The 11,846-nt window shown below is 63.8% G+C and carries 11 protein-coding genes; 6 read left to right on the plus strand and 5 right to left on the minus strand.

The features are described 5' to 3' along the window. Positions 1-40 precede the first annotated feature (40 nt). The 5 genes from KIT79_00205 (at position 41) to KIT79_00225 (ending at position 4,183) form a co-directional block, all read left to right on the plus strand. A complete protein-coding gene (locus KIT79_00205; GenBank protein ID MCW5827717.1) occupies positions 41-1,423 on the plus strand; it encodes an adenylate/guanylate cyclase domain-containing protein in 1,383 nt (460 codons plus the stop codon). 167 nt (positions 1,424-1,590) lie between these two features. Continuing rightward, a complete protein-coding gene (locus tag KIT79_00210; protein ID MCW5827718.1) occupies positions 1,591-2,223 on the plus strand; it encodes a peroxiredoxin in 633 nt (210 codons plus the stop codon). Between the two features lie 139 nt (positions 2,224-2,362). Beyond that, on the plus strand, positions 2,363-2,929 hold the full coding sequence (locus KIT79_00215; protein MCW5827719.1) for a hypothetical protein: 567 nt from the start codon (positions 2,363-2,365) through the stop codon (positions 2,927-2,929). Continuing rightward, positions 2,919-3,404 carry a hypothetical protein gene (locus KIT79_00220; protein ID MCW5827720.1) on the plus strand — a complete coding sequence of 162 codons (486 nt, stop codon included), beginning with the start codon at positions 2,919-2,921 and terminating at the stop codon, positions 3,402-3,404. The genes KIT79_00215 and KIT79_00220 overlap by 11 nt, the downstream gene beginning before the upstream one ends. Positions 3,405-3,469: 65 nt before the next feature. Beyond that, on the plus strand, positions 3,470-4,183 hold the full coding sequence (locus tag KIT79_00225; protein ID MCW5827721.1) for a hypothetical protein: 714 nt from the start codon (positions 3,470-3,472) through the stop codon (positions 4,181-4,183). Positions 4,184-4,233: 50 nt separating this feature from the next. Here KIT79_00225 and KIT79_00230 read toward each other — a convergent pair whose 3' ends face one another. The 4 genes from KIT79_00230 to KIT79_00245 all read right to left on the minus strand — a co-directional run bounded on the left by KIT79_00230 (position 4,234) and on the right by KIT79_00245 (position 9,728). Continuing rightward, the gene (locus KIT79_00230; GenBank protein ID MCW5827722.1) at positions 4,234-5,499 is read right to left on the minus strand and encodes a hypothetical protein; all 1,266 of its coding nucleotides are present in this window, start codon (positions 5,497-5,499) and stop codon (positions 4,234-4,236) included. 105 nt (positions 5,500-5,604) lie between these two features. Further along, positions 5,605-6,993, minus strand: a complete 1,389-nt coding sequence (locus KIT79_00235; protein ID MCW5827723.1) for a hypothetical protein — start codon at positions 6,991-6,993, stop codon at positions 5,605-5,607. Positions 6,994-7,094: 101 nt separating this feature from the next. Further along, the gene (locus KIT79_00240) at positions 7,095-7,631 is read right to left on the minus strand and encodes a hypothetical protein (protein MCW5827724.1); all 537 of its coding nucleotides are present in this window, start codon (positions 7,629-7,631) and stop codon (positions 7,095-7,097) included. 48 nt (positions 7,632-7,679) lie between these two features. Then, positions 7,680-9,728, minus strand: coding sequence for a GMC family oxidoreductase (locus tag KIT79_00245; protein MCW5827725.1), 2,049 nt, complete (start codon positions 9,726-9,728; stop codon positions 7,680-7,682). A gap of 80 nt (positions 9,729-9,808) precedes the next feature. Here KIT79_00245 and KIT79_00250 point away from each other — a divergent pair, with 80 nt between their 5' ends. Beyond that, positions 9,809-10,945, plus strand: coding sequence for an MBL fold metallo-hydrolase (locus tag KIT79_00250; GenBank protein ID MCW5827726.1), 1,137 nt, complete (start codon positions 9,809-9,811; stop codon positions 10,943-10,945). 3 nt (positions 10,946-10,948) lie between these two features. Here the strand turns inward: KIT79_00250 and KIT79_00255 are convergent, their stop codons facing one another. Beyond that, positions 10,949-11,566, minus strand: coding sequence for a TetR/AcrR family transcriptional regulator (locus KIT79_00255; protein ID MCW5827727.1), 618 nt, complete (start codon positions 11,564-11,566; stop codon positions 10,949-10,951). Between the last annotated feature and the right edge of the window lie 280 nt (positions 11,567-11,846).

An 11,846-nucleotide genomic window follows, 5' to 3' on the forward strand; every position in this document is an offset into this window, starting at 1 on the left:
TTCCCCGGCTCCAGCCCACCGGCTACACTCCGGTCCATATATGACCGCCCCGGCCGCCACCGAAACCCTGCCGATCCTTCCCGGCGAAGTCGATGCGGGAGCATCGCCAAAGGCCTGCCTGCTGACCGGACGGCTCACGGGGCGCCGCTACCAGCAACTGGTCAAGTCCGCTCCACAGGACATCCGGGAATCGATCGACACGGTTGAGCGCAACCGTGCGGTCCAGCTCCAGTATCTCCGCATCCTCGCCTACGCCGTCCCCAGCATCCCGTTTGCGCTGATCTATCACGAGCTGATGCAGCTCTTCATCATCGTGCCGCTCTGCATGATTTCCCTGAACGCGCTGTGCATTCCGCTCGTTCGCAGTGTGCCGTGGTTCCGGGGACTCAACGCAGCCCTCTTCGTGATGGACATAATCATTACCGAAGCGTTCGTCTGGCAGCTCGGGCTCGTCACCACGCACAGCATCTTCTTCCTGCCGCTCATCATCATGGCGATGGTGGTGTTCCTGCCTACCCGGACGGCGGGTGCCCTGACATTCGCCATGACCGCCACGCACCTGACACTCATTGTCCTTCAGGGGATGGGGCTGCTGCCGCTTGGGCCAATGCTGCGGCAGTCGGGGCTGGATGCCGGTATCATCAGGGAGATTGTCACGCAGAAGGATGTGCTGCTTTCCTCGTTTATCTTCTCGTCGGCACTCCTGCCCGGGACGTTCTTCGGCACCTACTGGCTGTTCAAGCTGCTTCGCCAGAGGGAATACGAGCTTGCGCGGTCCAATGCCCTGATCCGCCGCTATGTGCCCCACCAGCTTGCCGACCAGCTCGAGGCCGGAGAACTGCCAGACACCAGCGCGCATGAACGAAAGAAACTGGTCATTTTCTTTTCGGACATACAGGGCTTCACCCAGGCAGCCGACCAGCTTGAGGCCGAGGAGTTCTCCCGCATCCTGAACGAGTACCTGCAGGAGATGACCGCCATTGCCAGCGTGCACGGGGGCACGATCGACAAGTTCATCGGTGACGCCATCCTGATCTTCTTTGGCGCGCCCAAGGCGACCAGCGACCAGGACCATGCGCTGAGGTGCGTTCGCATGGCCGTCGACATGCAGAAGCGGGTCGGCGAACTGAACGACAAGTGGTTCAACGAGGGGATCCAGGTGCCCTTCCGCGTCCGGATGGGAATCAATGCCGGTGTCGCCACGGTCGGGAGTTTCGGTTCCACCGGCCGCATGGACTACACGGCCATCGGCAACCAGGTGAACCTCGCCTCCCGGCTCCAGACCCACTGCGAACCCGGGAAGATTCTCCTCAGCCATGCCGCCTGGGCCCTGGTCAAGGACCACCTTCCCTGCATCGAAAAGGGCGAAATACAGGTCAAGGGCATCCACTATCCGGTGCGGACCTACGAAGTCGCCGGGTGATCCTTCCGGCAGCCAGTCAGGCCATCCGGACACCGGCGCAACCGTATTGCATTCCCCACACCCCTTGGATACCTAACCCGCCCAATGAGGTATGTGCCGGGACGGGTTTCCCGGCCCTGATGCCGGACTTCCCGGCTGCCAGCGAATGAAGAAGGAAGGTTCAAGAGATGACACTGCAACTGGGCGCCAAGGTGCCTGATTTCGAAGCCAATACGACCCACGGCCCGATCAAGCTTTCCGGGTTCAAGGGAAAATGGATCGTCCTGTTTTCCCACCCGGCCGATTTCACTCCGGTCTGTTCGACCGAGTTCGCCGGTTTCGCCGAACGCTTCGAGGAGTTCGACAAGCGCGGTGTGCAGCTGATCGGCGTGTCGATCGACTCGGTCTACTCGCACATCGCCTGGGTCCGCGACATCGAGAAGAACTTCAAGGTCAAGGTGAAGTTCCCGGTCGTCGCCGACCTGGACCAGAAGGTCGCCCGCCTGTTCGGCATGGTACACGAACCGATGGCCGTGACGGCCGCCGTGCGGTGCGTGTTCTTCATTGATCCGGAAATGACCCTTCGTGCGATGATCTACTATCCGCTATCCACGGGCCGGAACATCGACGAGGTGGTTCGCGTGATCGACGCGCTCCAGCTCAACACCAAGGCGGGCGTCGCAACGCCGGCCAACTGGAAACCAGGCGATGACGTGATTGTCCCCGCGCCGGTCACCCAGCAGGCCGCCGAGGAGCGGGCCAAGGACAGCTCGCTCAAGGTGACGGAGTGGTATCTGTCGAGGAAGGCACAGCCCAGGTAATCCACCGTAACCATCCGGCGTTTTTCAAGCGCCGGTCCAACAGTCTGAACTTGCACATTGGCCCCCGAATCCGTCAGGGTTCGGGGGTCGATGCCTTCAGGGGCCGCGAGGCCCCGGAACGCTGCGGATCCGCTAACCGATGGACGATACCAAGCCTCCTGCCACAGAACCCCTGTTTCCGCCCGCCCTGGCGGAAGTACCCGATGAAATCCCCGCCGGCCTGCTCGAACCGGACGGAAGCTTCATGCCGGACTACGATCCGCCACCGCGTCCGTTCGGGGTGTGGGTGGCATCGGCCCTGGCGGCAGCGGCCGCATTCTACTCGGCTGGCCGCATGCTGTCGGCCGTCAGCGGAGCCGATATGGTCGGCTTCCTCATTAACGGCGGCGCGGCCTGGGCCTATGGCTTCTCGGCGCTCGGACTGTTCAGGGGCGACCCCCGCGGCCACACGACCTACATTGTCCTTCTGCTGGTGAATCTCGTTTTTTTCTCGGCCTTCACGGTCCTCTGCGCGCTGATCGCCAGCAACACCATGCCGCAGCTCCTGTCCCTGCTCGGCGACGATCCCGGCTGGCAGGAGTTTGTGCGGAACGCCGCCCTGGCGATGCTCGCCGCTTCGGCAGCGGTGCTCGGCGGCGTGGGACTGCTGCTCACCTGGCTGGAAAGCGACCGCGTCCGTGAGTGGGTTGGCAAGGATGCCGGCTGAGTCCAGAACCTATCCCCGCAGCCAGTTCGCCCGCACCGCCTGGGGTCTCCTGTTCATCATCGCACTGATCGTGACCGCCGCCGGCATCTTCGGCCTCGGCACGGGCATCAGTTCCATCGGCGAGTCGAAGGCGGCCACCATTTTCAGGTGGCTCGGCGTGAGCGTCCCTGTCACCGCCCTGGGGAGCTGGGGCCTGTGGAAGATCGCCTTCTGGACCAAGGGGGTCACGCTGCACGATAACCGGCTCACCCTGGAGCAGGCTGCCGCCGAGGAAGAACTGGCCTACGAGAATCTCGCACGAATCATCTGCATCCCCTACCGGGACCGCTGGCGCATCGCGCTCGTTGACCATGAAGGAACCGGCTACCGGTTCCAGTGGCCCGACCTCGACTGGGCCGAGGATCTCTCCCGCCGGACCGGGATACCCATCGAGGGGGGACGCGAGTTCGTCCAGACTCCGCCCCAGCCGGGCTGACTCCCCTCTTCCGGTCCCCGGACGATCCCTGTATGATGACGGCAATGGTTATCCGGATTTCCCTCATGTCTGCCGTCTTCACGGCGGTCCTGGTAGCTATAGTTTCCGCGGCAGCCGTCCCCGCACTGGCCAAGGAGCTCTACCAGTACCGCGACCGGTGGGGGATGCTCCACATCGTCGACTCCCTGCAGAAGGTTCCCCCGGAATACCAGGACAAGGCCGAACAGGTAGACGGGAAAACACCCCGGCGCGGATCGTTCACGGTGCAGGAGTCTCCGGTCGTCAACGAAAAGCCGGCGGCACCCGCCGCCCCAAAGCCGGTGCTCCGGCCCGACGGCAGGCAGGGCACGTTCGATGTCATGCGGTTCCGGATTGCTGGCGAGAAAGAGACGGCCTCACGCTGGGAGCCGAGCACGGGGGCCTTCCGCAAGGAGCCCTTTCATGTGGTCGTCGCTGCCTCCTGGTGCCCTCACTGCATCCGGCTGATCGACGAGATCAGCCGTAATCCCGCGCTGAAGGCAAAGGTGGACGGCATCCTGTTCTACGAGGACGAGGTTCTCTCCCGCGAGAAACGGCGCACTGGCGTGCCCAGGACCAGCATTGATACGGACAAGGAGTCCCGCCTCGTCTATCCGGCGGAGCTCGCCGCATACGGTTCACTCCCGATGTATTTCATCCGTCCGGGGACGTTCGGCCATCTCGTCAGGGGATTTCCCACCATCCTGCGTTGCGAGCGTTCGGGGTGCAGGCAGGCCAGCCGGAACAGCCTGCTGCCATGAAAAACGGCGGACGGGAACCCCCGTCCGCCGCCGGGCCGGCGAGTGCCGGCCTATGCCTGGGCAGGCTCACCAAGCGCCAGAAACCGCGATACGGCATCCAGCGCCTTCTGTTTGGCGGGGTCCAGCGCACGGTTGAGATACCCGCGCACCGGATCCTCGGTCCCGAACACTTCCTCTTCCAGCCGCTTCATTTCCACGTCACGGATCACCGTCTTGTCGAGGGTAAAATCCGTAAAACCGGGATAGCTGTCCCGGAGCACACCCTTGCGGTAGGCGTTGATCGCCAGGTTGTAGGCGCGCATGGCGTCCTTCCGGTTCAGGGTCGTATAGAAGCCGCTCCGTTCGGAGAGCCGGAACACCTTGTCAAGGCACTTCCCGCCAAACTCGTAGATGTCGATGCCGATCTCGCGGGCGTCGTCTTCCACCTCGAACAGGAGCCCGAAGAGCGGGACGAGCATCCAGCCCCGGCGGAGCTGCCGTATGGGGGAATGCCGCTCCAGGAACGACAGCGGCGCTTCCTTCGTGTAGCTCTGCGGGAAGCCCGAATGGCGCGATTCGTCGAGGTGAAACATTTTCAGGACGTTTTCCAATCCGGGAAAAGTCGCAAAGGTCGAAAAGAAGTTCATCGCGACCGATTCGACGACGACGTTCATTCCAAACAGCCGGTTGATGGGGCTGGCCTTGAGGACGCCTTCCAGAAGCTGGAAATCCCATGCGCTCTGCGGGTAGATGCGATCGATCCGCTTCACCAGTTCCCGCATGACGATGAAGTGCTTGGCCTCCTCCATCACCTGCATGGCCATGGCGAGCTTGGGCCCCGTGCCTTTCACCACTGGAAGCAGCGAGGCGCTGGTAAAGAGGGCATAGGCCTCGCCATGCAGGATGATCGAAAGGAGCCGGGCCAGGGCCTTGCGCTGGCCCGGCGTGTAGTGCCGGCGGATGGTCTCCTCGAACTTTTTCGAGGCGATCTCGGCCCGCATGCGGCTGATTTCCCGCAAGGTCGCCGCCGCCGGATCGGCATGGTCACGGAGTTCCTCGCCGGAGGCGTCATGGAAGCCGAGTTCGGGTGCAACCACTTCCGCCTTCCACAGGCGGCGGAGCGCCGTCTCGTAGTTGCGGTGGGTGATCCCTTCCATGTCGCCGCCGGTGAACGTCGCGGTCCTGTCGTCATAGGGAAGTGCCCGGCGCGGCAGCCGCACGGCCTTTTCCAGTACTGTCCCGAGCCTGTGAACCGCCGCCGGGACCGGATTGCTGCCCGCCCCTGCCGTCAGGCCCTGAACCGTCACCTTCCGCTGGGCGCTGGTACCCTTCGCCATGTGTGTTTCCTCCCTGACCGGCGGCTACGACAGCGCACCGTGTCATCCGCAATGATGACACTCGCGTCAGTCAGGGATTATGACGTGGATCAACCTCGCAAGAACTTATCCCGCCCGGCGGCCCTGGCCACCGCCACCGCCACCACCGCCGCCCGGACCACGGCCGCCACCACCACCCATTCCTCGCCCGCCACCGGAGCCACGGCCCATTCCCCCGCCACCACCGGAACCCGGTGAAGCGGGTGGTTCAGCCGGCGCAGGCGGCTCGACAGCCGCCGGTTCACTCGCCTCATCATCCGGTCCGGCTGGCTCCAGGCCGGCCGTCACCTTGAACCGGCGCAGCGACTTCATCACGCCGAAGCTCACGACCCCGCTCGCCGCGCCAAATCCCAGATGCACCAGCGCCAGGGGTGCAGCAATCGCATAGAAGGCATCCGGCGCACCAATCGCCACGGCGATGACCACGATGGTGGTAAAACGTCCGAACGCTGCGAGAAATCCCAGCACGCCGTAGGCCAGCGCACCGTTCACCTTGCGCGCCATGACCCGCGTCAGCGGAAGTAGCAGGTCAATGATGATGCCGGGGACAATATGCTTGAACACCTCGAAAATGCCGTACCGGCCGTCTCCCATGAGAAAGCTGATGATGCCCATGCTGGCACCGACGAGCGTCGCGCCCCAGCGTGTATGGGTCAGTTCGGCTGCCAGCAGGTACATCGGGAGCAGGAGCACCGTCTTGTGACCCGGAGCAAAGGGCAGGCCCGGCAGCACCTTCAGCCACTTGAGCGTGAGCATGGCCAGCGTCATGCCGGCGATGACACCGAGATCGGCCGAACGCTCCGCCGGGAGCCCCGGATGATGCGTACGCGTATAGTCGCGGGCCCGCTCCAGGTTCCGCAACATTCCGTCGGTCAGCACGCTGAGATCGCCCTTCATGATCTCTTTCAGGATGACCGTCGCCTTCTTGTTGCGTCCCCGGCCTCCCCCGCCGCCCATGCCGCGGCCGCCGCCATCTTCGAGTTTCTTCGCCTGTTCCGGCTCCAGCAGATGCAGGGTCGTGTCGAGCGCGAGCGCCAGCGAGTTCGGCAGGAAGATCCCCCTCAGGCCATCCACGAACTCGCCGGACCTGAGTCCCCGGCGGACCAGCATGCTGGTAAAGATGGCAATGTATATCCGCAGGCACATGAGCAGGCCGTCATGCAGGCCCGCTTCGGACAGTTCCAGTGTCCATCTGGTGACAGGGACAGTGAGCGAATACCAGTCTCCGTCTCCCCCTTCTTCCGGGAAAAAGACGAACATCAGCACGATGACCGAGAAGAAGAAGAACAGCCTCGAAAAGAGCCGGACGATCTCGCCAGGCGGGTTGCGCGTTGCGCCCCAGAGCACGAACTGGAAACCCAGAACGGCGATCACCCAGCGCAGGTCATGGAGGAAGAAGACGCCGACGGCGACCCCGATCAGGTAGAGGACGCGTGCGGTTGGCGGAATTCGCATAAATGGGGCTCCGGGCCGATGCCTGCCGGATTTCATGAACCCGGCAGCAGGGCCCGGAGCACCCTAGCCGGTCACATGACCGGCGGCGAGGAAATGCCTTTTTATGCCCGGACCAGCTTCCAGCTCCGGAGGAACGGAACGATGGTCTTCAGGTCGAAGTAGAGGATCCCGCTGCCCACGGTCTTGCCCGAACCCTTTTCGGTGATGTCCGTATACAGCGTCGTCATCCCCTTCTGGAAGTTGAGCCAGTTGCGGTGTTTCTCGCCGTGCAGGTGGTACGCCTTGCCGTCCGGGCCCGTGAAGTCGAGGTCATAGATCATCATGCCGCGGCTCCGGACGAGATTCATCTCGATCGCGCCGCTGGCGGGCAGGTCGCCCGGGATCCCCTCGATCCGGAGAGATCCTTCGAGTTGCGCGGTCCGGAACACGCCCTTGCCAGACGACTTCCGCAGGAAAGCGGCCAGATCCGGGGCGTGGGCACGCAGGTCGAACTCCACACGGGCGCTCCGTCCAGCGATGGGACCATCCGTGAAGGTGCAGTCGCCCGCCATGATCTCGTGAAACTCGAACCCACGGCCGGCCAGCAGGCCGCCCGGGGCTGAAACGGGGGAGTGGTGGGCTGTCGTTGCGGTTGCCATATGGTTTCTCCTTGCAGCTGAACCGGGGTTCGCTGTGCGTGTTATGTGTCAGGCAGCCTCGCGGCCGCTCAGGGTTTCCATGCTCCGGATGCGCTCGTCGATGAACTCGCTGGCCCGTTCGGACATGGCCATGATGGTGAGCTGCGGATTCACGCCGAGTGAACTGGGAACGCTCGATCCGTCACAGACAAAGAGGTTCCGGACATCGTGCGTCTCGTGGGTCGGCCTTACCACGGACGTGCGCGGGTCGTTGCCCATCAGGCAGGTGCCGAGCGGATGATAGGCGGAAATGTCAAAGTGGTGGGGAGCCAACCGCGACGGGCCTTCCTCCTCCAGCCGCCGGATCCGGTCCTCGGTGGAAAGGTCATCATAGATCTGGAGGCCGGGATATACGCCCTTCGCCCCGGCCGCGAGATAAACGCGGGCGAGAATAGCCTGCGCACGGATCATCTTCCGCTTGTCTTCCTCGTTCAGCCAGTAGGTAATGAGCGGCATGCCGCCAGGCCCCAAACGCACCTGCCCGCGGGACTCGTCCTCGACCATGAAGCCGAAGCAGGCAAGCCTGTCGTAGTTGTCGATGAGATTCGTCCACTTGCGGCCCACGAAACTGACCGCCGCGCCGCCCAGATCGAGCGGCGTGAACGCCCCCTCGAACCGGATGCCCTCGTCCTCGAACTCCTCGATGGCGTAGCCCTGCGGGATGCCATTCCAGCCCTGGATGGGCTCATCGAACAGTGCCCAGCTCTGGCTGGCCGGGTGTATCGAGAGGTTCTTGCCGACCATGCCGGAACTGTTGGCGAGCTTGTTCCTGAGCAGCAGGGCTGGCGTATACAGGGTTCCGCAGGAGAGCACGACCGTCCGGGCGCGCACGGTCAGCTTCAGCTTGCGGCCGTCGGGCGAGGTTCCACGAGCCACTACACCCACGGCCCGGCCGTTCCTGACCAGAATCTCCGTCACCTTCGCGCCGGTGTAGACTACTGCCCCCGCCTTCAGTGCCTCGGGCACGTAGGAAACATTCGTCGAACGCTTGGCGTCGGTGGGGCAGCCGAAACAGCACAGCCCCTGTCCGTCGCATTCGGGTGCGTTGCGCCGGAGCGGCTGGTGCCGGTACCCGAGGGCATCGCATCCGCGGGCGATCACCCGTGCGCAGCCGCCCAGGTATTTCCAGTCGGCCGGGGCGACGCCGATCATCTTTTCAACCCGGTCGTAGTAAGGCGACATCGTGTTGGGCGTGAACTCGGTGAGACCGAACTGGCCGCGCCACTTGGCAAGGATGCGCTCTGGAACCCGGTAACATGTGCCAGAGTTGATGGTGGTGCTGCCCCCGACGGTCATGCCGACCGGTATGGGAATCACCATGTTGCCCACCGATACCGTCGCTCCCTGGAGGCGGTACATCTTGCGCTGCATGTCGACGGCGTGGCCGTTGAAATCCATGCGCGTGTAGTGCTGGCCCTCCTCAAGCATCAGGACGGCGTGGCCCTTCGCCGCCAGTGCGCTCGCCACGGGAGCGCCGCCCGCCCCCGTACCGACGACGACGCAGTCAACCTCGATCTCCTCGTGTTCCTTTTCCTGCGAACCCAGCGGCACGATCTGGCTGTCCCACCGGTTTTTCTCCGCATGGGTGGGGAGTTCGACCCCGAACTTGCAGCCGACCGATTCGTGAATCTTCCGGTCATTGAGATAGGCCAGCTTCATCGGAGCCATCAGGCCGCGAAGCGCCCAGAAGGTCGTGCCGTTGGAGTAGAGTTTTTCCAGAATCTCCCCGCGCTCCTCGCGGGAGGGAATACGGGAGAAGGTAATGCCCTTTTCGGCGACCGGGGCCATCTCGATCATCCAGAGCAGGCTCCGGTAGAATCCCTTGCCGACCGTGCCCAGACGGCTGATGAAGTTCTCGATCTTGTCGGCGACGATCTCGTCCGGGGGCGGGAGCACCCGGCCCGGCGGAAAGGCGGCATCAGCCACCTGCATGAGAACCCGGCGCTCGGTCGCCGAAAGGAACCGGCTACGCCTTTTGCTGCCTGTCTGGGTTTCCGCCATGCCCGTCACCTCACCTGAGCCCACCCGTGTCGAGGCGTGGTGAGCCGTGGCCGCCACGGAATGCGCCGCGTCATGGCGCCCGCCCGGCCCTTAAATTAGACACCATCGTCTAGTTTGAAGCAAGTGAAAAATAGCCCTTGAAGACACCATTTTATGAACCCCATTCAAGGGCTTCCCCGCTACCGGCCCGCCAGATACCGGTCATACTGCCCGCCGTGAGCCACTACCTGCGTCCGGCCATCCCGGCACTCCTGGCATCCTTCATCATTGCTTCGGCCGCCTGCGCGGCCCCGCCCTACCCCCTATCCGACCACTACGACGGCAAGCGGTTCTTCAACCCCGAAACGGTACAGAAGCATACGTTCTGGACGTTTCTCAGGTGGCAGTTCACCCGGGAGCGCGCCCCCTGGCCCGCGTCCCTGCCGCCCGCGCCAAAGCCAGACCTTCGGCCCGTCGCCCCCGGCGAGGTGCAGATCACCTGGATCGGCCACTCGACCTGTCTCATCCGTTTCCACGGCTGGACCGTGATCGCCGATCCCGTTTTTTCGGAGCGGGCGAGCCCCGTCTCGTGGGCAGGCCCCAGGCGCGTGTGGCCGCCGGCCCTGGCCGCAGACGAACTACCGCCTGTCGATACAGTCATCGTCAGCCACAACCACTACGAGCATCTGGATCTTCCCTCGCTCCGCGAGCTTCACGCGCTCTATGGGCCGGAGTTCATCGTTCCGCTGGCCAACAAGACTCTCCTTGCAGGCGAGGGGATCACCCGCGTCACCGAACTGGACTGGTGGCAGCAGATGGAAAATCCAGGTGGATCATCCGGGGCCACGAAACGGGTCACGCTCACCCCGGCGCGCCACTGGTCGGCGCGGGGACTGTTCGACCGCTACGAGATGCTCTGGGGGAGTTTCATGCTCGAACACGACGGTATCCGCGTCTACTTCGCGGGCGACACGGGCTATGGCCGCCACTTCAGCGAGATCCGCGACAGGCTCGGCGCGCCGGACGTGAGCCTCATCCCGATCGGAACCTACGAGCCCCGGTGGTTCATGCGGGATCACCACACCAATCCGGACGACGCCGTGCGCGCCCATCTCGATCTCGGATCCCGCCTCAGCATGGGGATCCATTTCGGGACGTTCCAGCTTTCCGACGAGGCCATTGACGAGCCGCCCCGTGCGCTGGCCGCCGCCCTCGCCGAACGGTCCTTAAGCCCCGCCGAGTTCATCGCCCCGGAGCCCGGCCAGACGATCGTGTGGAAGCGGTACGGGGAGTAGGGGTTACCTCACCAGCAGTCCTTCGAGGCTGAAGCGGAGCAGTTCGCTGACGAGGGCGGGGACGGGCGGCCGCCTTTCGGGCGGCTGGATGCCCACCTGGAAGACCACCTGCCGGACGCCGCCCATGATGAACTGGGCGGTGATCTCCGGGTCGTGCCTGCGTAGGACGCCCAGCGACATCCCGCTGCCGAGGGCGCGGACGATCAGCCCGCTCACCGCGCCGTAGAACTCCATGAGCTTGCGGTCGAAGTCGGCGTCTATTCCCATGCCGGTGCGGGTCAGGATCTGGCTCGTGTGCGGGTCGCCGAGAAGCACCGAGAAAACATTTTGCAGGTTTTCGTTCAGCTGCTCCATGAAGGGCGGCGCGCCGGGGCCGGTCTCGATCCGCCTCATGCAGCCCTTGAGGTCAACGAACAGGGCGTCGAGGATCTCGTCGAAGATCGCCCGCTTGCTTTCGAAATACAGATAAAAGGTGCCGCGGGCGATACCGGCCGCCTCGATCACATCGCTCACGCTCGCGGCATGGTAGCCCTTCTCGCCAAAGAGCCGCCGGGCGGCGGCCAGCACCTGCTGGCGGCGCCCCTCGCGGAGCTGGCGCCCGCGCTCAATCCGGCCGTCCACTGCTTTGCCTCCGTTTCCCCCGGTGTTTTTCGGCCCGGTAAGGGCAGCAAAAACCATGACCCGAGCCCGGCCCTATCCATCTGTTATTGCTTGCAATTCCGCTCAAACGCCGTCTCTTTCCAAACATTAGCGATTTTTTCGTTGACACCCCCGGAGGATATTCCCTAAAACTGTTCCCCTGTAACCTTAACGCGAGGGAAACCGACCACAGCCTGTTGACCCTGTTGCGAGGTGGAAAGTCCACCGAGGCGTTTCTTGGGCCCAAAACTAGACTGACGTG

This window comes from Deltaproteobacteria bacterium (genome assembly GCA_026129095.1).
Taxonomy (GTDB): Bacteria; JAGRBM01; JAGRBM01; order JAGRBM01; family JAHCIT01; genus JAHCIT01.

Excerpts from the sequence above, each read along its gene's own strand:
- KIT79_00205 (MCW5827717.1), top strand. The coding sequence starts at position 41 with ATGACCGCCCCGGCCGCCACCGAAACCCTGCCGATCCTTCCCGGCGAA.
- KIT79_00210 (MCW5827718.1), top strand. The coding sequence starts at position 1,591 with ATGACACTGCAACTGGGCGCCAAGGTGCCTGATTTCGAAGCCAATACG.
- KIT79_00215 (MCW5827719.1), top strand. The coding sequence starts at position 2,363 with ATGGACGATACCAAGCCTCCTGCCACAGAACCCCTGTTTCCGCCCGCC.
- KIT79_00220 (MCW5827720.1), top strand. The coding sequence starts at position 2,919 with ATGCCGGCTGAGTCCAGAACCTATCCCCGCAGCCAGTTCGCCCGCACC.
- KIT79_00225 (MCW5827721.1), top strand. The coding sequence starts at position 3,470 with ATGTCTGCCGTCTTCACGGCGGTCCTGGTAGCTATAGTTTCCGCGGCA.
- KIT79_00230 (MCW5827722.1), bottom strand. The coding sequence starts at position 5,499 with ATGGCGAAGGGTACCAGCGCCCAGCGGAAGGTGACGGTTCAGGGCCTG.
- KIT79_00235 (MCW5827723.1), bottom strand. The coding sequence starts at position 6,993 with ATGCGAATTCCGCCAACCGCACGCGTCCTCTACCTGATCGGGGTCGCC.
- KIT79_00240 (MCW5827724.1), bottom strand. The coding sequence starts at position 7,631 with ATGGCAACCGCAACGACAGCCCACCACTCCCCCGTTTCAGCCCCGGGC.